We start from the raw sequence: 20,556 nt of genomic DNA, 5'->3' as shown, positions 1-20,556 counted from the left end.
CCCGAATGCCGGTATTGGAAAAAACCACGCTGATCAAGGGGCGTAGTTGTGCGGAGGTCTTCGATTTCTGCATGGAGGGGGTCAATTTCCCGAAGATTTTCCCTGAGCGCGTCACCCCGCTGGGCAACATCGACATCGCCGATCTACGGATCGCCCAGGGGCGCCAGTTCCGTTTCCGGCACTGGATGTTCGGGTTCATCCCGGCCAACTGGACCGTGGGCATTCGCGAGGTCAAGGAAAATGAATACTTCATCGACGAGATGATCAAGGGGCCGTTGAGTGCCTTCCGGCACGAGCATCGTGTCGCAGCGGCGGCCGGCGGCACGCTCTATACCGATCGGGTCACCTACAAGGCGATAGGGGGAGCATTACTGGAGCGGTTGTTTGTGGATGCCTACATGGACCGCATCTTCGAAGCCCGTCATCGCAATATGCAACAACTACTGGACGCCTCATGATCTCGATTGAAGTAGTGAACACAGCCAAGCGCCTGAAGCAGTTCATCGAACTGCCTTTCCGCTTGTACGCCGACGATCCGAAGTGGGTGGCGCCCCTGCGCAGCGACATGAAGCGCATCCTGTCGCCACGCCACAACCCGTTCTTTCGCGAAGCGCAGATCGAGCATTTCCTGGCGGTGGACGGACAGGGCCAGGCGCAAGGCCGGATAAGCGTGAGCATCCATGCCGAGTACAACCAGCGTTTCGGCGACGAGCATGTGTTCTTCGGCTTTTTTGAGGTGACCCCTGACCCTGCCGTTGCGCGAGCCTTGTTCGAAGCGGTTGCCAATTGGGCCCGGGCTCGCGGCAAGTCCAGGCTACTGGGGCCTTACAGCTACACCTCGACCCAGGACGCCGCGCTGCTGCTGGAAGACCTGGACGGGCGTCCCCCGACGCTGCTGCAAACCTATAACCCGCTCTGGTATGCCGAGACCCTCAAGCAGGTAGGGTTCGACCTGGCGTTCACTTTCAGCACCTACGGTGTCGATGCCGAGCAGTATCGTGCGCGACGCAAGGCCAGCCGCAGCGAAAAAGTGCTGCCCGGCAGCCAGTTCAGTGTGCGCACGGCGACGCGTGCCGACCTCAAGTCCAATCTGGAAGAGATTCGCTGCCTGTTCAACAGCGCCTTTGCCGAAAACTACGAAGTCGCGCCGATCTCCCAGCCCAGCTTCAAGTTTCATATCGACAGCGTGAAAGCCTTCATCGACCTGGAGGGGATCAAGCTGATCGAGCTCGACGGCCGAGCGGTGGCGTTCTTTGTGATTTTGCCGGATCTGAACCAGATACTGAGCCAGCTCAAGGGCCACTTCGGTTTGTTCGACCTCTTCAAGTTGGGGCGCTACAAACGCAGCGTCAATGGGGCGGTCATTGCCTTGATCGGCGCCGATCCGTCGGTACAGGGGCGCGGTCTCGGGCGGTTGATCGGTGATGAAATCGTCCGTTATGCCGAACCGCGTTTCGATCGGGTGGACACCATGTGGATCGACGACCGCAACCCATCCAGCTACGTGCTGGCGCGCAATGTCGGGATGCGCCGGACCAAGCGCTATGGTGTTTTCGGACTCGATCTGGCTGAAGCAGCGCTCTGAACTGGAGTTGTAGACGAAATGGATATCCCTTTGATTTCCTTGAGTGGGCTGAAGAAATTCTACCCCAGCGGCGATGAGCGCAGCCTGGTGCTCAACAGCATCAACCTGGACATTTCCCGCGCCAGCATGACAGTGATCCGGGGTATATCCGGATCGGGCAAAACCACGCTTCTCAATATACTCGGCGGCTTGGATCGGGCCGATGAGGGCCAGGTGCGCGTGGGAGACGCGAGCCTGGACAGCATGGACTTCAAAGCCTTGACCCGGTTCCGGGCCGAGCGCGTGGGCTTCATCTTCCAGTTTCACAACCTGATCCCGACGTTGACGGTCAAGGAAAACGTGTTGACCGGGCTTGAGCCGATCCGTTCGGTCACGCCACGGGACCATGCGCGTGCCGAGGAGTACCTGCGTAAAGTCGGGCTGCATGAGCACGCCGAAAAATTCCCCTCCAAGCTGTCGGGCGGCCAGCAGCAGCGGGTGGCAATCGCGAGGGCGCTGATCAAGGAACCGCAATTGATTCTTGCGGACGAGCCCACTGGCAGCCTGGATGAAGAGACCGGGATGCGGGTGTTCGAACTGTTGCGCCAGATGCAGGCAGAGAAACAGATCACCGTGGTGATCGTCACGCACAACCCCGGACTGGGGCAACATGCCGATCATGTCTACGAGATGCGCTCGGGCAATCTGCACAGGGCCGACTCATGAACATGCTGGTACGGCATGTGCTTCGCTCGGTTCTGGTGATTCGCTATCGGTTGCTGACCATTGCGCTGATCTGTGCCTCGACCTTTGGCGTGCTGGTGGGCGCCTACTCGGCCATCGACAGTTTGTTCAGCACCGTCGAGGACATCCAGTCCAATGCCGCCATGGCGGAGTTGGAGGTGATCTTTGCCCCCGATGACCTGATCAACCTGCCGGCGTTCGATGACATCGACGGCGTGACCGCCATTCATCATCGGTTATTGATGCCCGGGCTGGCGCCCCTTGGCGGTGAGCAGCCGGTCGCTGGATTGATGGTCAGTGCACCCGCGCAGGACTTCCTGGCGGTCAACCGCTTGAAGGTTTTGCAGGGACGCCTGCCCGATGCCATGGAGACCACCGGGATCGCTCTGGAGCGAAACTGCGCGCAGTTCCATGGCAAGGGCGTGGGGGATCGCTTCAACTTCACCGCGGGGCGGGCCGAGTACCCGGTGGAGGTGGTCGGGATTGTCGAAAGTCCCGAATACCTGGTTGCGCCCCTCAACCCCAGCGTCTATGTACCCAGCAACGGTTCGCTGTGCGTGTTGTTCGCCGACCAGGCGCTGATGCACCAGCAGTTGGGTTTTTCGGCGATCAACAGCCTGTTGTTCAGCCTGTCGCCGGACGCGTCGCTCACGCAGGTCAAGCAGCGCATCACCGAGCGCGCGCAGTCACGCCTGGCGGTGGATTATGTGTTGCCACGCCAGGAGCAGTTCAGCCAGAAGTTCCTTGAACTGGACCTCAACACCTTCAAGGTTTTCCTGCCTACAGTGGTGCTGATTTTTGCGCTGTCGTCGACCCTGGTGGTGTTCTTCCTCATGTATCAGTGGGCCAAGGAAGAGCGGCCGCTGATCGCCATGTTCCTGACACTGGGCTATAGCCGTCGACAGGTAGCCTGTGCCTACGGCTTGCCGGCACTGATGTTGATCGCACTGGCGTTGGTCCTGGGCTGTGGCTTTGCGCTGTTCGACATGTATGCGTTCGGCTTGAACTACGCGCGAGCCATCGGCATGCCCGAGCCACAACTGATGTTCAAGCCACCTTATCTGTGGCGAGCCGGCCTGTTGCTGTGCGGCACCGTTGCACTGGGCATGTACCTGCCCATGCGTTCCATCCTCAGCATCACACCCATGGACGCCCTGCGTGATGTCGGCGCCGGTCAGGAGCAAACCCTGGCGCTGCGCATGGTGGCTTGCCTGCGACACATTGGCGGACCTTTCTGGTTCCGCTATTCGTTACGCAACTTGCTGCGCAGTTGGCGCATCAGTCTGGTGACGGTCCTGGCCATGTCAGCGAGTATCGCGATCACCATCGCGTTCTACATTTCCCTGACGTCGATGGAACGCACCGCCATCAGCAACGTCGAGCGTGACAACTGGAGCCGCGTGGTGGACCTGGACGTGGCCTGGTGGGACGAGGACATCGCCCGTCTCAATGGCCTGGCGCCAGGCAGTCGCTGGTCGACCTTCGTCAAGGGCGGTGCCCAGGTCAGCGGCCAGGGGCAGTTGGACAACGCCAGTCTGCTGGGTATCGAACCGGCGGACGGCGTGCGTCATGTGAACCTCATGGAAGGCCGGATGCTGTTGGACGGCGACCTTGAAGCTTTGGTGATCGAGCGCCGTATCGCTATCGCACAGGATGTGGGTCCGGGAGACCGGCTGACCCTCAAGGTGCGCGGCAATCTCTATCCGGCCAAGGTTGTCGGGGTGTTTTCCGGGGCGCTGCCGGGCGAAATCATTACCACCCGACGTTTCGCCCAGCGCATGTTGGCCCTCGATGAGCAATTCACCGGCGCCTACCTGATCGATGCGGGAAGCAGCGGCCTGGACGACGCCGCGATCTATGCCTTACCGGGCGTGGTACGGGTAACGTCCAAGCAGAACATTGTCGCTTCCATTCTCGAAATCAGCTCGCACATCTGGGTGATCATCCATATCTCGGCGTTGATGAGCATCGCCATCGCCCTGTTGTTTGCCATCACCAGCATGAACTTCAGCATCGTGGGGCGGCGCGGTGAGTACGGTGTACTGCGGATCCTCGGTTTCAGCGACCGCAGCGTGTCGCTGATCATGCTCTGTGAAACCCTGAGCATCGCCGTGGTCGCTGGCATTGTCGCCATCCCCCTGGGGTATGGCCTTGGCGCCGTCCTCAACCATCGCTTGACCGATGTCTGGTTCAAGATCAACACCGACCCTGCCTTCAGCGATTTCTGGCGAGTCATCCTGCCGGCGTTGGTGATCATTCCCTTTGCGGCGATGCCTGCCATTCGCCACGTATTCCGCATCCCGGCGGTTGACACTCTCAAGCTCAGGAACTTCGGATGAACCACAAGCTGCCTGTTACTTTTTCCCTGTTGATGATGTGCATCGGGTCAGCCCATGCCGACGACGCGCTTTCAGTCATGCGCGATTCCGATCGCCGCATGAAAGCGGCGGACGAAAGGGTCGATTACCGCATGGAGTTGCTGGAAGGCGAGCGCTTGACGTTCACCCGCCAGCTCAGCCGCCTGGACAAGCGAATGAGCGATCGCACGGGGACCTTGGTGCGCTTTACCGCTCCGGCAGCCGTGAAGAACGTTGCGCTGCTGATCGAAGACAGTGGCAAGGCCATCAACGATATCTGGTCCTACACCCCGTCGACCAAAAGCCTGCGGCGCCTGGCGGGCTCGCAAAAGCAGAATTGGTTCATGGGCACGGACTTCACCTACGAGGATTTCGAAGACTACAAGCTGGACAGCTATCAGTTCACCAGCCTGGCGTCTCCCGAGCCTTGCCTGAGTTGGCCGGCCTGTCGGCGTATCGAGGCGAAGGCAAAAAGCGAAGAGGCGGACGTGTCCGGTTATTCGCGCAAGGTCTACTACCTCGAAGAGGCCAGTCGCTACCCGGTGCAGGTGGACTATTTCGATCGCCAGGGCGTGCTGGTCAAACAGCTCAAGACCGAGGGCCTGCAATTCGTCGATGGCTTCAGCAGGCCGACGGTGCAGACCATGCACAACCTGGCTGCGAACAAGAGCACACGCCTGATCGTCGAGAAGGTCAGCATCAATCTCGGCGTCGCTGACGCTGAGTTCACCCAACGTGCATTGCGCACTGAACACTGATCCCGGGTAGTCATTTATGTCGACGCAATCGCTGCAAGCACTGGTATTGGATCTACTGGCCAGCACCCTGGAACTGGATATCACGGAGATGGACGTCCAACTGAGCGTGGAAGAGCTGGGGCTCGACTCGCTGGACGTGTTGAAGCTGACTTACGCGATTGAAAAGCGCTTTGGCGTCAATCTCTCTGCCTACAGCCATACCGACATCAGTTCAGTGCATCGCCTGGTGGAAATATTGGCCGAACAGTTGTCCACCCAGCGAGCCGTTTCGTGAACGCCGTTGTCATCACCGGTGTCGGCTGTGTTTCGCCTTTCGGCGTCGGCCGCCAGGCTTTATGGGACGGTCTGGCCCAGGGACGTGGTGCCATTGGCCCGGTGCCCAGTCTGAGCGAGGCGGTCGGTGCGGCCTGCAACGCCGGCGCGGCGCCCGAAGACGCCCTGGTCGGGCGGTTCAGTGCCAACGAGTTGCTGCTGTTGGACCGTGCCAGCCAGTTCGCCTTGCTGGCCGCCGCCGAGGCCGCGGACATGGCCGCGATCGACCTGGCACAGGTTGATCCGACGCGCTGTGCGGTTTACATGGGCACGGCGGTGGGTGGCAGCGAGTCGCTGCACAGCGCTTACCTGGATCTGTATCAGGCCCGCAGTTCCACCCTGGCGCCCTGGACCGTGCCACGGGTCATGGCGAACGCCGCCGCCAGCCACTTGAGCCTCAAGTACGGCTTCAAAGGGCCCGCCCTGACGATCAGCACGGCATGCGCGTCTTCGACCCAGGCGATTGGCGAGGCTTATCGCCTCCTACGTCACGGTGATGCCGACCTGGTCATGGCGGGGGGCACGGATGCCTGTCTCAACGCGCTGGTGTGGAAAGCCTGGGAGGCCTTGCGCGCGATGGCCCCGGATACCTGCCGACCGTTTTCTTCCGGTCGCCGGGGCATGGTGCTGGGGGAGGGCGGCGGTGTCCTGGTCATGGAAACCCTGGCCCACGCCCAAGCGCGGGGGGCGCCGATCCTGGCCCAGGTGCTGGGCTACGGCGTCAACAGCGACGCCGGCGACTTGCTCAAGCCTTCTGTGGACGGCCCGGCCCAGGCGATGCGCCAGGCCATCGCGGACAGCCGGCTGCCCGCCGAGACGTTCGGCTATATCAACGCCCATGGAACCGGCACGTTGCTCAACGACCGTTGCGAGACCGCGGCGATCAAGCAGGTTTTTGGCAGCCATGCATCGCAGCTGTGCGTCTCCTCGGTGAAGTCGGCCATCGGTCACCTGATGGGGGCAGCGGGTGTGGTGGAGTTGATTGGCGGCCTGATGGGCTCGATGCATGGGCAGATTCCCGGCACCCTCAACTACCTGGGGCGGGATGCGGAATGCGACCTGGACTATGTGACCGAGGGCACGCGTCAGGCGAACGTCCAGGCCTGGCTGAAAAACTCCTTTGCGTTTGGGGGGCTCAACGTTTCCTTGGCGCTGGCCACGGGGTCGCGTCGATGATTCTGGTCACGGGAGCCAGTGGGTGCCTGGGCAGTCATATCGTGCGCAGGTTGCTGGCGCAGGGGGAAGCCGTGGCAGTGCTGGTGCTGCCAGAGGACCCGGCTCCGGCGCTGGCGGGCCTGCGTGAACGCCTGGACTGGCGTGAGGGCGATCTGCTAGTTCCGGCCAGCCTTGCCCCGGCACTCCGTGGCGTGACCAGGATCTATCACGCCGCCGGCCTGGCCTTGCCCTATGAGAGCGAGCGCCAACGGATGTTCGCGGTGAATGTGCAGGGAACGGTCAATTTATTGCAGGCCGCCCGCACTGCCGGTGTCGGCCGCATCCTGCATGTGTCGTCCATTGCCGCCGTGGGCTACCCGGCCCGGCAAGCGGATGAAACCATGGCCTATAACGGCGACGCGTTTCGCCTGGCCTATATGCACAGCAAGCGTGAGGCCGAGGAACAGGTACGCCGTTTCTGCGCCGAAGGCATGGACATCGTGATTGCCTGCCCGTCGGCGGTCATTGCCTCCCACTGCGATGTGCTGCACGGCTGGGGCAAGGTCATGCTCGATCTCCAGTACCGGCGTCTGCCGTTCATTCCGCCCGGCGGCATCGCCGTTATCGGTGCGCGGGACCTGGTCGAGGGGCTGCAGGCCGTCATGGACCGCGGGCAGCGTGGCGAGCGCTACATCCTCAGCGCCCACAACACCAGTTACCGCGAGCTCTTCAGCTGCATGGCGGATGCGCTGAGCGTCAGGGCGCCACGCTGGCGCCCCCGGTCACTGGCTTGGATCGTCGCCTTGCTGCGCCCGTTGGATCTGCTGATTGGCCGGGTCCCGCTGCGGCTATCGGCTGACGTGGTGGCCTTGTTGGGCCGACAGGTCCATTACCGAACCGACAAGGCCCGACAGCAATTGGGTTTTGTTCCCAGCCAGTCGCTGGAAGATCTGGTGCACGAGACGGCCCATTGGTTGACCCGTCTACAGGAGCGTGAGCGTTGAACGAAAGGATGATGCCCGAGGTGGGTGTCCTGGCCGATACACCGGCGGTGGTGCAGTTGAATGCCTGGCTGCGGAACTGGGCCAAGCGCCTGGATTTCCGCTTGGTGGACGAGCGTCGTTGCCTGCCGCCGCATTGGGTATTGGCGTTGGGCAACAAAGGCTTGCTGGGCATGCAGGTGGCCGAACGCGACGGTGGCCTGTTGGGGTTATCGAATTTCGAACTGCTGCGGGTTCAGCGTCAGTTGGGAGCGATTGATCTGACGCTGGCCTTTTTCGTGGGGCTCAACAACGGGCTGGGCATTCGACCGATCCAGCGTTTTGGCTCGCCGGCCATGAAAGAGCGCTATTTGCCGCAATTGGCCAGCGGACGAATACTCGCCGCGTTTGCGTTGACCGAACACGGCGCGGGCTCCAATCCTCTCGGCCTGTCGGCGACGGCCCGGCGGGAGAGGGAGGGTTTCAGGGTGGACGGGACCAAGTCCTGGTCGGGCTCAGCCGCCTGGGCTGGGGTGATCTCGGTATTCACCCGGCATCTCGATGAACAGGGGCGCGACTGCGGTTTCGTCGGCTTGTGTCTGGATGCCGAGCAACCAGGCATGCGTCAGGGCAGCGAGGCGCTGACCCTGGGGCTTAAAGGTATGGTGCAGAATCAAGTGCATTTCGACGCCGCGCTGGTGGACGCGGACCGGGTGCTGGGCAGTCCGTTCGCCGGCATGGCCGTGGCCAGCGACACCATGGCCTATGGGCGCCTGGGCATCGCGGCCACTTGTGTCGGCGGGCTATGGCGGTGTCTGCAACTGATGATGCGTTACAGCACCCGGCGCAGTTTGGGCAGTCACCGGCTTTGGGACCACCAGCACACGCAACGGGTCGTGGACGATGCGCTGTGTGCCGCGACCGCCATTGGCGGTTGGGTCGACGATCTCGCGCTTCGCCTGGATCAGGGCCTGCCCGAGGCGCCGCCGCAGGTACTGGCCGCGGTCAAATGGGTGGCCAGCGAGATGCTCGGTGAAGTCAGTGACGCCGCCTTGCAGATGCTCGGTGCTCGGGGGTACTGCGACAATAATCCCATTGGCCAGCTATGGCGCGATGCGCGCATTACCCGCCTGTTCGAAGGACCGTCGGAAACACTGGCGACCTTTATCGGCCAACGGGTACAGGAGCAGCCCGTCACGACGCTTGACTACCTGGAGCAGACAACGCCCGGAAAGATCGCCGCCCAGCGACTTCGCCAATGGCTGGCCGACGCGGGCCCGATGGAACGCTTATCGGCTGGCACGCTCCGCCTGGGGGAATGCGTGGCTTGGCTGATGCTCTACGCCCAGCCGTTGGATGAGTCATCCAGGCGATGGGTCGAGTTCCGCCTGGAACAGGCGCTGCACACCTGGGAGCGGGCCCGCTCACCGGTGCGGGCAATGCCCGGACTGGCCGAGTGGATCAATGCCAACGCAGGCCTGTGCGATGAGCCCCAGCCTGGTGAAGACAGCACCATCGATCCTCTGCTCATGTCACGGGAAGGCCTATGAAGCGCACCGCATTGAAGGCCGGGTTGGCGATGAGTTTGCTCAGCAGCGCTTGCCAGGGCGCCTCGCTGGAGGCCTTGGATATCAGTGGCCGCCTGGAAACCCGGCAAGCACTGACGCGCGAGGGCGAGTGGGGCCTCAACGAGTATTCAGCTCTGCTGGGTGGCAGTTGGCAGGATGATTCGGGCTGGCGGTACAAGGTGCAAGTCCGGGCGTTGCAGGAAAACCAACTCGACGGCGACTATCACGAAGTGGAACCTCGTGAGTTGTTCGCCGAGTATCAGGGCGACCGTTGCACCAATACGTTGGGTGTACAACAAGTGGTCTGGGGCAGTGCCGATCGCCTGAGGGTCCTGGATGTGATTCATGCGTTCGACCGACGCGAAGGTTATTTTGGCGACTATGTCCAACAGCGTCGGCCACTGGCGATGCTCAACAGCGAGTGTTCGGTGTTCGAGGATCAATCGCTACAACTGCTGGTGATTCCGCAGACGCGCAAGGACCTGCTGCCCGATGCCGGTTCCCGTTTCGCCGAACCGACTGTCGAGAATGCCTTGGCGGGCATTCCCCGGACAGAGGCGGACGACCCGGACTGGCGTAAGCCCGCTGACTGGACACCGGCCCTGAAATGGAGCGGTAACCTTCAGGGCATCGACTATTCATTGAATGCCTGGCATGGATGGCAAACGGAGGAGAGCTACACCGCCCGCTTGTCCCAGGCCGGCCTGAGTTATCGTGAGTCCCTGAAACGCCGTACCCTGTTCGGTGGTTCGTTCGCCATGCCGATCGGCCCCGTGGTGTTCAAGGGAGAGGCGGCGTTGGTTCCCGACGCGTATCGCTACTCGAGGGCGCCGACGGGTGTGCTGGAACTTGAAAAAAACCGCCAGCAACAACTGCTGTTGGGGGTCGATTACCTGAGCGGCGATTGGTTCTTCGGCATGCAGTACTACAACCTCTGGAAGGACGAGGTGAAGGACGCCGTCGATCAGGACCGCTCTGAAATAGTCAGCCTGGCGATCCGGCGGGAGATGTGGCAGGGCCGGCTTTACCTGACGGGCTATTTGGCCCAGGACCTGCGCAATTCCGCACAATACGCTGCCCTGGAAGTGCGTTACGACCTCGATGCCCATTGGCAGTTGCGCACCGGCTTGGACCTATTCGATGGTAGTCGGCAGAGCTTCGGATATTTCGACGAGCAAAGCCGGTGGGTGAATGCTGTGCGTTATTCGTTCTGAGCTGCATCCCGTCATGTCCGCGCCGGTGTCCGGGCCTCACGTCTCCCGTAAAACGCCGCGGATAAGCGCCGCGAACGCTTGGGTCACTTCGTCCTTGTCATGCCGACCGCGCATCAAGGCTCCCGCAAGCGCTTCTCCCGCACCGACCAGGCCGGTACAACGCCGTTCCAGTTCGGTCGCGGGCAGCGCGGTGTGGGGCTTGAGCACACCGGTGAACATTTGCACGCAGTTATCCAGCAATTCCTGGAAGACCGCGGCTTTTTCGTTGCTTCCCGCCAGCGCCGCACCCACCGCGAAGAACTCGTCGGTGTTGTCGGCCGCGCATTGGATATAGGCACTGGCGAGCATCTGCGCGGTTTCTTCCAGGGGCCGCTCGGTACCTGCCATCGCGTCACGGAACGCGTTGACCCGCTCGGTATCGATCCATTTATAGAGTTCGATCAGCAGGACCGAGCGAGTGCCGAAATGATCGTAGACCACCGGCTTGGACACACCTGCGCGCACCGCAAGATGCCCCAGGGTCAAGCGGTCGGCGCCTTCTTCGCGCACGACCAGCAAGGCGGTATCCAGCAACTGTCGCCGCCGCTCGGCTTTTGAAAGCCTGCGGGTAGAAGAGGCGCCCGGGGATTCGATGTCGGTTTGCACTTCGTCGCTCCAGATAAATAAACCTACCAATGGTAGGTATCGAGGTGTATGTTCGGGATGACTCTTCCTACTAATGGTAGGTTTCGTTCCCAACGCAAGGAGAACATACCATGACTCTTGATCCTATCCTGTTCATGGGCGGTTCTGGCGCCATCGGCCATCATACTGCCCAGGCACTGCGCGCCGCCCATCCCGGCGTGCCGCTGTTGATCGGTGGCCGCGATCTCACTAAGGCCCAACGGGCCGCGGAACAGTTCGGCAACGCCCAGGGCGTGCTGATCGATGCTTCGGCAGACGACCTGGGGCTCGGTGATCGCGCTGTCAGCGGCGTGGTGGTTTTCTACATGGACCGCGCCCTTGCGGGACTGCGTTACGCCCAAAAGCGTGGCGTGCCGCACCTCAGCATATCCTCCGGCATTTTCGAGATCGCACCGGAAATCGCGACGTACATGCACCGGCCCGATGCCGCGCCGATCGTCCTCGGGTATGAATGGATGGTCGGCGCCACGACGGTATCGACGCTGAGGGTGGCCGAGGCCTTTAGCCGTGTGCACGACATCAGGATCAGTGCATTGGTCGATGAACAGGACACTGGGGGCCCGACGGTCGCGACCGACTTCGAACACCTGAACAGGATGCTTCCCGCTGCCCTGACACGGCGTGAGGGCGTGTATGTCTGGCGCGAAGGCGAAGAAGCCAAGGCCAGCTTCCGCGCGGTGGATGGCAGGGACATCGAAGCCAGCGGGTTTTCTTCGATCGACGTCGTCGGGTTGGCAGCGGCCACGGGTGCGCCCAATGTCCAGTTCAACATGGCCATCGGACAGAGCTCGACCCGACGTCAGGGTGAACCCATGTCGACAGAGATCATTATCGAACTGGCTGGCGAGGACCAGAAGGGCGAAGCGTTGCGCACACGCCACGCACTCGTCCACCCCGCGGGCACGGCACCGCTGACCGGCCTCAGTATCGCGTTGCTCCTTGAACGGCTGCTCGGCCTGGACGGACAGCCGCCTACCGCGCCGGGCCTCTGCTTTCCCTATCAACTGCTGAACGCGGCGACGTATCAACAACGCCTGGAACAGGAGGGGGGCGTGTTGCGCGAGCTGGCGGTGGAATGATTCGGTCTTTCAGCGACGGATGCGCCGCTTTCGCGAGCAGGCTCGCTCCCACATTGGACTGCGTGAACGCAACATCTGTGCACGACGCTGTACCTGTGGGAGCCGGGCTTGCCCGCGATGGCGGTGGCCCAGCCAATACGGATGCAGGCTGACCCGGCGCTTTCGCGAGCCTGCTCGCGAAATACGAGCGTGTCGCTCCTTCAAATTGCCCGTTGAGCTGGTTATCAAAACTATGTGCGGGAATGCCAGATGGGCTTTAATGCCCGTGCGACTTATCTTCACCGCCAATGGGGTGAAGACCGCGCCTGATAGCGCGTTCAAGTTTCCGCGCTTTTTCTGATCAAGGAAGATAAAAACATTGAAAACAACTTTCGGCGCCTTGCTTCTGACCTGCATGACGACCATCGCGCTCGCGGATGAAAGTCCTATCGGTTTCTACGCTTCGACACTGCCGGACACGCACAACGGCCGTGAACTGGAGATGGTCGTCTGGTACCCCAGTCCAACCACCGCGCCCGCGCAGTTGATCGCCGATGACGTGGTCTTTGTCGGTAGTTCTGCTGTTCGGAATGCGCCGCCAACCGCAGGCGAGCACCCGTTGGTGGTGCTTTCCCACGGATTCAGGGGCAACTGGGGCAACCAGACCTGGCTGGCCAGTGCGTTGGCCCATCGGGGCTACATCGTGGCGGCGGTCAACCATCCTGGCACCACGACCCATGACCGTAGTCCCCAAGCCGCGGCGCAGTTGTGGAAACGTCCCGAGGATCTGCGCCGGGTCATCGATGCGGTGACCACCCAACCTGACAAGTTCGGCGTGGTCGCGAAGCGCCGAATTGCTGTCGTGGGCCATTCCCTGGGCGGCTGGACTGCACTGGAGGTCGCGGGGGCGCGCTTTGATCCGGACCGCTTTGCCGAGGATTGCAGGGTTCATCCGCAATTGAGCAGTTGCACTGTCTACGAACAGATAAACCCTGCAAGCAGCTCGGAATCGAAGGCGGCGCTGGCTGCCGATTGGCGCGATGAACGTGTCACCGCAGTGGTCACATTGGACCTGGGCCTTTCACGAGGCCTGACCGATGCAAGCCTGGCAATGTTACCAGTGCCCACGCTGGTGATCGCCGCCGGCGTACCGTCTCACGATCTTCCCGCCCAGTTGGAGTCCGCCAACCTGGCAAAACGCCTGGCGCCGGCGTCCAACCGTTACATCGAAATCAGCGATGCCAGCCATTTCAGCTTCCTGTCGATGTGCAAGCCTGGCGCGCAGGCGTTGCTGGAAGAGGACGTACCTGGCGATGGCATCATTTGCCGCGATGGTGACAACGGTCGTCCGCGTGGGGTGATCCAGCACCAGATTACATCGCTGATTACCGAGTTTCTCGCGCAACCATCAGGCAGTCCGGAGGCACGTGCCCAACGGTTGACGGAAGAGCGGCTCAGCCTATAGATAACCCGGACGCCTGTGGGCGCGAGCCTGCTCGCAAAGAGCGAGCACACCGAGTGTCGCGTCAGGCACCATGAGCGCTTCTCCAGGATTAGACTGAAAGCCCGCCCAGATCATTGGGCGGGTAGCCAGGCGCGTGTTCCCACGTTTGCCAGGTGTTTCCCACTCGGTGATGCGGCAGCGCGCAGCCGGGTGTCAATCCATCCGACCACCGCTACAGTTTTCAGGTCCTGCATGCCCGTGTCGACGGTGGCCTTCTCACAGGAGGGTACGTAATGGACGAGGCAAAACTTAACGAGTTCATGGGCAAGCTGGTGTCCGACATGGGCGCCTCGGCAATGCTCGCCAACGTGATGGTTGGCGATGAACTGGGGTTGTATAAAGCCATGGCGGATAGCCGGCCGGTCACCTCCCAGGAACTTGCGTCCAGAACGGGCTGCAATCCACGTCTGATCCAGGAATGGCTCAGCGCCCATGCGGCTTCCGGGTACATGGAGCACCACGAGGGCCAGTTCGTCTTGCCTGAAGAACAGGCGTTGGCGCTGGCCATCGAGGATTCGCCGGTGTATGTGGCGGGCGGCGTCATGGTGGTCGCGTCCATGTTCCACGACAAGGACAAACTGGTGGCGGCCATGCGCGGAGATGGAGGGCTGGCCTGGGGTGACCACCATCCCTGCATGTTCCACGGTACCGAGCGTTTTTTCCGGCCCGGGTACAAATCCTATCTGGTGTCGCAATGGTTGCCGGCGCTGGAAGGTGTCGTCGATAAGCTCACTGCCGGTGCGAAGGTGGCGGACATCGGCTGCGGGCATGGTGCTTCGACTATCGTCATGGCGAAGGCTTTTCCGGCCTCGCGCTTTGTGGGGTTCGATTATCACGCACCCTCCATCGCCACGGCGACGGAGCGTGCCAAAGAGGGCGGCGTCGACGACCGCGTCAGCTTTGTCCAAAGCACCGCGAAGAGCTTCCCGGGAAATGATTACGATCTGATCTGCTATTTCGATTGCCTGCACGACATGGGGGACCCGGTCGGCGCTGCACAGCACGCCTATCAGTCGCTGAAGGCAGACGGCACGGTGTTGCTGGTCGAGCCCTATGCCAAAGACACGCTGGACGAGAACCTGACCCCGGTCGGACGACTGTTCTATGCCGCTTCCACGTTCATCTGTACACCGAACTCGCTGTCCCAGGAAGTGGGCCTGGGCCTGGGGGCGCAGGCCGGGGAGGCGAGGTTGCGGGAGATATTTGCCGAGGCGGGTTTCAGGCACTTCCGGCGGGCAGCGGAGACGCCTTTCAACCTGATCCTGGAGGCTCGCAAGTAGTCGTGCGGGGACACGTACTCACTCGGACTCCTGTGGGAGCGAGCCTGCTCGCGATAGCGGTCTATCCGTTGATGGCGAAGGTGGTTGTGTTGACGCCTTCGCGAGCAGGCTCGCTCCCACGGAAGGCTATCGGTGCTGCTTTATAGCCACCGGGGAGTGGTGAAGAACGAGGCCATTTCCGAGCGGGCCAGTGCCGAGCCGAAGTAGGGGCCCTGGACATGGTCGCAGGCAACGCTGCGCAATTGTCTGAATTGGCGGGCGTTTTCGATCCCTTCGGCGGTGACCATCAGTCCCACGCTGCGGCTCAGCCGGATCATCGCCAGAACGCCTTCTTGATCATGCTCCAGGCCCAATTGCGAAAGGATATTGCGATCGAAGCGGATGCCGTCGAACGGCTGATTCAAGACTTCGCGAAGGGAGGCAATGTTGGTGCCGAACTTATCGATGTTGATCCGCACCCCCAGGTCCTTGAGGGCATGCAGGGTGGTGGCGACGGTCTTGTGGTCCACCAGCAGAATGCCCTCGGCCACTTCCAGGGTCAGTCGATGGGGGGCCAGATCGCTCGTCTCAAGGGCTGTCTGCACTTGATTGAGCAAGAAGTTGCTGCTGAACCATTTCGGCGAAACCGCGATGGATACGTTGACGGGGGTCGGCCAGCTCGCCGCTTCCTCACAGACGTTGACCAACATCCATGCCCCCAACTCTTCCAACTGGCCGGATGCTTCGGCAACCGGAATGAAGTCGGAGCCACCCAGCTCACCTTTTTCGGGATGGTGCCAGAACGTCTGGGCTTCAAAACCGTACAACTGCTCGGCGTTGATATCGAAACGTGGCAGATAACGCAGTTCCAACTGGTCCCGGTGCATGGCGTCACGCAGTTGCTGTTCATAGCGTCGGCGATCGCGGGCCACGTTACCCATGGCTTCCACGTAGACGCGCCAGGTGTTGCGGCCGGCTGCCTTGGCCGCATACAAGGCGATATCGGCCTGGCGCAACAGCTCATCGGCACGGCTGTCCCCGGGTTGCGCCCAGGCCACACCGATACTCACGCCCAGGTACAGGGTATTGCCGTCCAGGTGCATGGGGCGTTGCATGCAGTCGATCAGGCGTCCACAAAGTTGATCGAGGTCGTGGGCATTGCCTGGTTCGGGCATGACAATGACAAACTCGTCACCGCCCAGACGGGCCACCAGGTCGGAGTCGCGTACGTTCTGCAGAAGGATATGGGCCACCTCCTTCAGCACTTTGTCGCCCACGGCATGGCCCAGGGAGTCATTGACCGGCTTGAAGCGGTCCATGTCCAGGTTCAACACCGCCAGCGACACACCGCTGACCGGGTCCAGGTACTCGCTGAGGCAATCGAACAGCCGGTTGCGGTTGGCCAACCCGGTCAGCGGGTCGTGCAGCGAGAGATGCTTGATCTGGGCCAATGCCCGCAGTTCATCGGTGATATCGGTGGCGGTGCCACGAAACCCCAGGGCGCCGGCTTCAATGGCACGGACCGAGAGTTTGCAGGTGCGTATGCGTTGATTGCGTGCGGTGTACTCGCACAACAGCGGGTTCGATGACGCGTTGTTGGCGCCGCCGAGCAGCCACTGTGCAATGGAAATCGACCCGCCGTGAGGGTGCAGCAGGCGGTGCAGGGGCTTGCCCAGCCACTCGGCGGGACTGAATCCGGTCACTTGCTCGAAGCGTTCCGACAGATAGGTCAAGGTCCCGGCCGAATCGACCTCCCACAGCCAGTCGGAGGACACTTCGGCAATGTCCCGGAAGCGTTCTTCACTGCGCTCCAGCGCCTTGCGGTGGGCCAGGAGGCTGTCGTACTGGTGTTCCTGGGCGCGCAGCATCATCAGGGCGTGGCGCAACACGGCGAGGGCCAGGATTCCCAGGATCAGCAGCGCCAGCACCAGCAAGGGCAACAGTACCTTGCGCAGATCGTTGCCGGGGGTTGGCGGTCGCCAGGCCAGGGCCTCGTGGATGTTTTCGCCAAGGGATAATTCGGCCGTGCCATCCGGGCCCGGCTTATGGGCGATGTAGGCATCGGGGAGGGCGAAGTCCCGAGCCAGGCTTTCCAGCGAGGCCGGGTCGAGGACTTTCACGAACAGCATCAGGCTGGGCGGTCCTGGAATCTCTCGCACGCTGTTGTCCGTGCCGGTAGTAATGGCCGACGCGGCGACGAACGCGGGCGCGCCGTCGTGATGCAGCAACTTGACGATGACTTCATCCCGGTTTTTCGAAGCGCTGGCGGTCTTTCCCAAACCCTCCAGGTCGCCCGTCAGCCAGGTGTTGGCATCGGCATTGCTCATTTGGCCATTGATCACCGAGTAAACCGTCTTCCCCTTGGGGGAAATGACGAATACAGCCTGATAGCCGTAGAGCGAATAGACGCTGCTGCCGACATTTTCCTGGTCGTAGGCCCAGGCCTTGTCCACCGTCAGGTGCAGATGCCGGTAAGCATCGCTCCATTTGGAGTAGTCGTTCAGGTCGCGACCGATGCCGGTGCGGATGCCGTCGAGGGCCCGCTGGGCAAAAAACAGGCTCTGTTCCCGGGCACGCTTGTCCTGGGCAGCGGTGATGTTGAGCAACACGGCGATTGCCAGCGCGGACATGACGAACAGCAGGAACATGATGGCCGGGAAGGTGCGTCGGGTGAAGCTTCGGGTTGGCTTGCCCGGGGAAAAGTCGGTGGAGTCGTTGCCTGCATCTTCAGTCATAAACAAGTCATCAGCTAAACGCGAAATATCCCGCACGCCTCTGTATCGGCTGCCAGGCCAATTAACTTAACTGGCCTGACATTCGGTCACTTGATTAGACGGTCAAGTATTGGCGCGGGGTGTGATGACTGCTGTTGACGCGTTTACTCCTTATCCTTGCGATGACCCGGCAGCAGGGCGCCCAGGACCTGTTTGGCGGTTTCCACCACGATGCCTCGTTCGTTCGGGTCACCCTGGAGCAGGGTCGAGGCGAATTTTTTCGCCTGTTCCAGTTTGATATGGGGTGGCAGGGGCGGCACGTCGGGGTCGGTCCGGAATTCGATCAATACCGGGCGTTCGGCCGCCAGCGCTTGCTCCCAGGCCGCGGCGACCTGGTCTTCCTGCTCGACAAGGATGCCCTTCAGGCCAATGGATTCGGCAAAAAGGTGATAAGGCACGTCCGGGATGTTTTGGGACGCCTCGAATTTCGGGTCGCCCTCCATGACGCGTTGCTCCCAGGTCACCTGATTCAGATCCTGGTTGTTGAACACCGCGCAGATCCAGGTGCCATTGGCCCAGGTGCGCCAGTACTTGGCGACGGTGATGAGTTCGGCCATGTTGTTCATTTGCATCGCGCCGTCGCCCACCAGGGCGATGACCGGCCGTTGCGGATGACAGAACTTCGCCGCGATGGCATAGGGCACCGCAGCCCCCATGGACGCCAGGCCACCGGACAACGAACACATCATGCCGCGACGGATCTGGATGTCCCGGGCATACCAGTTGGCGCAGGAGCCCGAGTCACAGGTGATGATGGCCCGATCGGGTAACCGGGGGGACAGCTCGAACGTGACCCGCTGCGGGTTGATCGGTTTAGCCGACACCAGCGCGCGTTTTTCCAGGGTCTTGTCCCAATCCGCTCGCCAGTGCTCGATTTTCTTGCGCCAGGCACGGTCGGCCTTTTCCTCGATCAGCGGCAGGAGGGCGCGCAGGGTGTCGGCGCAGTCGCCTTGCAGGTTGACCTCCATGGGGTAACGCAGGCTGAGCATGTCCGGCTGAATATCGATCTGCACCCCTCGGGCCTGGCCTTCGGGGGGGAGGAACTCGGCATAGGGGAAACCGGAGCCGATCATCAGCAGGGTGTCGCAGCCGGCCATCAGGTTATCGCTGGGTTCGGTGCCCAGCAGCCCGATGGACCCGGTGACCCAGGGTAGGTCATCCGGCACCGCGGCTTTGCCGAGCAGCGCCTTGGCCACGCCGGCACCGAGCTTTTCGGCGATGGCGATCACTTCGTCTGTCGCCTGTAGCGCACCGGCGCCCACGAGAATGGCGATTTTCTTGCCGGCATTGAGGACCTCGGCGGCCTGGCGCAGATCTTCTTCGTAGGGCACGACCTTGGGTTTGCGGTAACCGACGCCGGAGTGAACCGTGCCGTGTTTGCGAGGCGGTGGGGTGTATTCCATTTCCTGCAGGTCATTGGGCAGGATCAGCGCGGTGACACGGCGCTCGCCGACGGCGGTGCGGACGGCGCGGTCAAGCAGATGACGCACCTGGGACGGTGTGCTGGCCTGCTGGACGAACGCCCCGGCCACATCCTTGAACAGGCTGACCAGGTCCAGTTCCTGCTGGTAATGCCCGCCCAGAGCGGCGCGGGCCTGTTGGCCGCTGATGGCGAGCACTGGCATGTGATCCATCCGGGCGTCGTAGAGGCCCGTCACCAGGTGCGATGCACCCGGTCCCGAGGTGGCGATGCACACCCCCAGCTCGCCGGTGAACTTGGCGTGGGCACAGGCCATGAACGCGGCCATTTCCTCATGACGGGCCTGGATGAAGCGAATCTTGCCATTGGCACGGTTCAAGGCGCCGAAAACGCCATTGATGCCATCGCCCGGATACCCATAGATACAGCGAACGCCCCATTCATAAAGACGTTCCACCAGAAAATCACCGACGGTCATGCTCATGTCTGTCCCTCATTGCTGGGCCGCAGCCGCTGGGGGCGGCGTGCAGCGTTGGGTGGCTACACAGGACTGGACCGACGCAAGTCTTCCAAGGTTTCGATTTTCGAAGGCGAGGGGCGATGGCCGGCTGGCGCTCATGGCATAGAGGGCGTCGCGGATACACGCGGGCGTGGGGCTTGCCGGTGAAGAATGCGCAAACCGAGCCACCGCTATCGCGAGCAGGCTCGCTCCCACAGAGGATTTGTGGTGTACGCGATTTGGTGAACACCCACGGAACCTGTGGGAGCCGGGCTTGCCCGCGAAGACGGCAGTACAGCCAGCATTGATGCAAACTGAGCCACCGCTATCGCGAGCAGGCTCGCTCCCACAAGGGATTTGTGGTGTACGCGATTTGGTGAACACCCGCGGAACCTGTGGGAGCCGGGCTTGCCCGCGAAGACGGCAGTACAGCCAGCATTGATGCAAGCTGAGCCACCGCATTCGCGAGCAAGCCCGCTCCCACAGAGGATTTGTGGTGTACGCGATTTGGTGGACGCCCGCGGAACCTGTGGGAGCCGGGCTTGCCCGCGAAGACGGCGGTACAGCCAGCATTGATGCAAACTGAGCCACCGCTATCGCGAGCAGGCTCGCTCCCACGGGGGATTTGTGGTGTAGGCGATTCGGTGAGCGCCCGCGGAACCTGTGGGAGCCGGGCTTGCCCGCGAAGACGGCAGTACAGCCAGCA

The 20,556-nt window shown here is 61.9% G+C and carries 16 protein-coding genes; 13 read left to right on the top strand and 3 right to left on the bottom strand.

Annotated features, from left to right (window positions below; translation table 11 throughout):
* The first annotated feature begins 5 nt into the window (after window positions 1-5).
* Genes PCOSP_RS16790 through PCOSP_RS16745 form a run of 10 tightly spaced genes read left to right on the top strand, consistent with a single transcriptional unit; the run spans window position 6 to window position 10,652 of the window.
* On the top strand, window positions 6-458 hold the full coding sequence (locus PCOSP_RS16790; RefSeq protein WP_422775802.1) for an SRPBCC family protein: 453 nt from the start codon (window positions 6-8) through the stop codon (window positions 456-458).
* Window positions 455-1,585 carry a hypothetical protein gene (locus PCOSP_RS16785; RefSeq protein WP_139643410.1) on the top strand — a complete coding sequence of 377 codons (1,131 nt, stop codon included), beginning with the start codon at window positions 455-457 and terminating at the stop codon, window positions 1,583-1,585. The genes PCOSP_RS16790 and PCOSP_RS16785 overlap by 4 nt, the downstream gene beginning before the upstream one ends.
* Window positions 1,586-1,603: 18 nt before the next feature.
* A complete protein-coding gene (locus PCOSP_RS16780; RefSeq protein ID WP_464709079.1) occupies window positions 1,604-2,290 on the top strand; it encodes an ABC transporter ATP-binding protein in 687 nt (228 codons plus the stop codon).
* Window positions 2,287-4,647 (top strand): ABC transporter permease, encoded by a 2,361-nt coding sequence (locus PCOSP_RS16775; protein WP_464709078.1) that lies wholly within the window; start codon window positions 2,287-2,289, stop codon window positions 4,645-4,647. Before PCOSP_RS16780 ends, PCOSP_RS16775 begins: the two co-directional genes overlap by 4 nt.
* Complete coding sequence (locus PCOSP_RS16770) at window positions 4,644-5,423, top strand: outer membrane lipoprotein-sorting protein (protein WP_464709076.1); 780 nt, start codon at window positions 4,644-4,646, stop codon at window positions 5,421-5,423. The genes PCOSP_RS16775 and PCOSP_RS16770 overlap by 4 nt, the downstream gene beginning before the upstream one ends.
* A 16-nt stretch (window positions 5,424-5,439) precedes the next feature.
* Window positions 5,440-5,697: an acyl carrier protein gene (locus PCOSP_RS16765; RefSeq protein ID WP_055134400.1), complete on the top strand. Its 258-nt coding sequence runs from the start codon at window positions 5,440-5,442 to the stop codon at window positions 5,695-5,697.
* The gene (locus PCOSP_RS16760; RefSeq protein WP_139643398.1) at window positions 5,694-6,911 is read left to right on the top strand and encodes a beta-ketoacyl-[acyl-carrier-protein] synthase family protein; all 1,218 of its coding nucleotides are present in this window, start codon (window positions 5,694-5,696) and stop codon (window positions 6,909-6,911) included. Before PCOSP_RS16765 ends, PCOSP_RS16760 begins: the two co-directional genes overlap by 4 nt.
* Window positions 6,908-7,894, top strand: a complete 987-nt coding sequence (locus tag PCOSP_RS16755; protein WP_175386388.1) for an SDR family NAD(P)-dependent oxidoreductase — start codon at window positions 6,908-6,910, stop codon at window positions 7,892-7,894. Before PCOSP_RS16760 ends, PCOSP_RS16755 begins: the two co-directional genes overlap by 4 nt.
* Window positions 7,891-9,420, top strand: a complete 1,530-nt coding sequence (locus tag PCOSP_RS16750) for an acyl-CoA dehydrogenase family protein (protein ID WP_464709075.1) — start codon at window positions 7,891-7,893, stop codon at window positions 9,418-9,420. Before PCOSP_RS16755 ends, PCOSP_RS16750 begins: the two co-directional genes overlap by 4 nt.
* Window positions 9,417-10,652, top strand: a complete 1,236-nt coding sequence (locus tag PCOSP_RS16745) for a hypothetical protein (RefSeq protein WP_464709073.1) — start codon at window positions 9,417-9,419, stop codon at window positions 10,650-10,652. The genes PCOSP_RS16750 and PCOSP_RS16745 overlap by 4 nt, the downstream gene beginning before the upstream one ends.
* A gap of 36 nt (window positions 10,653-10,688) precedes the next feature.
* On the opposite strand, the gene PCOSP_RS16740 is transcribed toward PCOSP_RS16745, so the two are convergent.
* On the bottom strand, window positions 10,689-11,297 hold the full coding sequence (locus tag PCOSP_RS16740; protein ID WP_464709072.1) for a TetR/AcrR family transcriptional regulator: 609 nt from the start codon (window positions 11,295-11,297) through the stop codon (window positions 10,689-10,691).
* Window positions 11,298-11,407: 110 nt separating this feature from the next.
* Between PCOSP_RS16740 and PCOSP_RS16735 the strand changes: the two genes are divergently transcribed.
* From PCOSP_RS16735 to PCOSP_RS16725, 3 genes are all read left to right on the top strand, one after another.
* Complete coding sequence (locus tag PCOSP_RS16735) at window positions 11,408-12,415, top strand: NAD-dependent epimerase/dehydratase family protein (RefSeq protein WP_139643387.1); 1,008 nt, start codon at window positions 11,408-11,410, stop codon at window positions 12,413-12,415.
* Between the two features lie 358 nt (window positions 12,416-12,773).
* The gene (locus PCOSP_RS16730) at window positions 12,774-13,859 is read left to right on the top strand and encodes an alpha/beta hydrolase family protein (protein WP_464709071.1); all 1,086 of its coding nucleotides are present in this window, start codon (window positions 12,774-12,776) and stop codon (window positions 13,857-13,859) included.
* Between the two features lie 272 nt (window positions 13,860-14,131).
* Window positions 14,132-15,178 carry a class I SAM-dependent methyltransferase gene (locus PCOSP_RS16725; protein ID WP_464709069.1) on the top strand — a complete coding sequence of 349 codons (1,047 nt, stop codon included), beginning with the start codon at window positions 14,132-14,134 and terminating at the stop codon, window positions 15,176-15,178.
* A 140-nt stretch (window positions 15,179-15,318) separates the two neighbouring features.
* On the opposite strand, the gene PCOSP_RS16720 is transcribed toward PCOSP_RS16725, so the two are convergent.
* Together PCOSP_RS16720 and PCOSP_RS16715 are read right to left on the bottom strand one after the other, a co-directional pair.
* Window positions 15,319-17,892 (bottom strand): bifunctional diguanylate cyclase/phosphodiesterase, encoded by a 2,574-nt coding sequence (locus tag PCOSP_RS16720; RefSeq protein ID WP_464709068.1) that lies wholly within the window; start codon window positions 17,890-17,892, stop codon window positions 15,319-15,321.
* 143 nt (window positions 17,893-18,035) lie between these two features.
* Window positions 18,036-19,835, bottom strand: a complete 1,800-nt coding sequence (locus PCOSP_RS16715) for a thiamine pyrophosphate-requiring protein (RefSeq protein WP_464709066.1) — start codon at window positions 19,833-19,835, stop codon at window positions 18,036-18,038.
* Window positions 19,836-20,556: the final 721 nt, after the last annotated feature.

The organism is Pseudomonas sp. MAFF 730105, from assembly GCF_055380705.1.
Note: the sequence above shows the minus strand (reverse complement) of the source record. Positions and strands in the feature narration are given on the sequence as shown.

Excerpts from the sequence above, each read along its gene's own strand:
- PCOSP_RS16725 (WP_464709069.1), top strand. The coding sequence starts at position 14,132 with ATGGACGAGGCAAAACTTAACGAGTTCATGGGCAAGCTGGTGTCCGAC.
- PCOSP_RS16755 (WP_175386388.1), top strand. The coding sequence starts at position 6,908 with ATGATTCTGGTCACGGGAGCCAGTGGGTGCCTGGGCAGTCATATCGTG.
- PCOSP_RS16720 (WP_464709068.1), bottom strand. The coding sequence starts at position 17,892 with ATGACTGAAGATGCAGGCAACGACTCCACCGACTTTTCCCCGGGCAAG.
- PCOSP_RS16770 (WP_464709076.1), top strand. The coding sequence starts at position 4,644 with ATGAACCACAAGCTGCCTGTTACTTTTTCCCTGTTGATGATGTGCATC.
- PCOSP_RS16785 (WP_139643410.1), top strand. The coding sequence starts at position 455 with ATGATCTCGATTGAAGTAGTGAACACAGCCAAGCGCCTGAAGCAGTTC.
- PCOSP_RS16715 (WP_464709066.1), bottom strand. The coding sequence starts at position 19,835 with ATGAGCATGACCGTCGGTGATTTTCTGGTGGAACGTCTTTATGAATGG.
- PCOSP_RS16745 (WP_464709073.1), top strand. The coding sequence starts at position 9,417 with ATGAAGCGCACCGCATTGAAGGCCGGGTTGGCGATGAGTTTGCTCAGC.
- PCOSP_RS16735 (WP_139643387.1), top strand. The coding sequence starts at position 11,408 with ATGACTCTTGATCCTATCCTGTTCATGGGCGGTTCTGGCGCCATCGGC.
- PCOSP_RS16765 (WP_055134400.1), top strand. The coding sequence starts at position 5,440 with ATGTCGACGCAATCGCTGCAAGCACTGGTATTGGATCTACTGGCCAGC.
- PCOSP_RS16790 (WP_422775802.1), top strand. The coding sequence starts at position 6 with ATGCCGGTATTGGAAAAAACCACGCTGATCAAGGGGCGTAGTTGTGCG.
- PCOSP_RS16780 (WP_464709079.1), top strand. The coding sequence starts at position 1,604 with ATGGATATCCCTTTGATTTCCTTGAGTGGGCTGAAGAAATTCTACCCC.
- PCOSP_RS16775 (WP_464709078.1), top strand. The coding sequence starts at position 2,287 with ATGAACATGCTGGTACGGCATGTGCTTCGCTCGGTTCTGGTGATTCGC.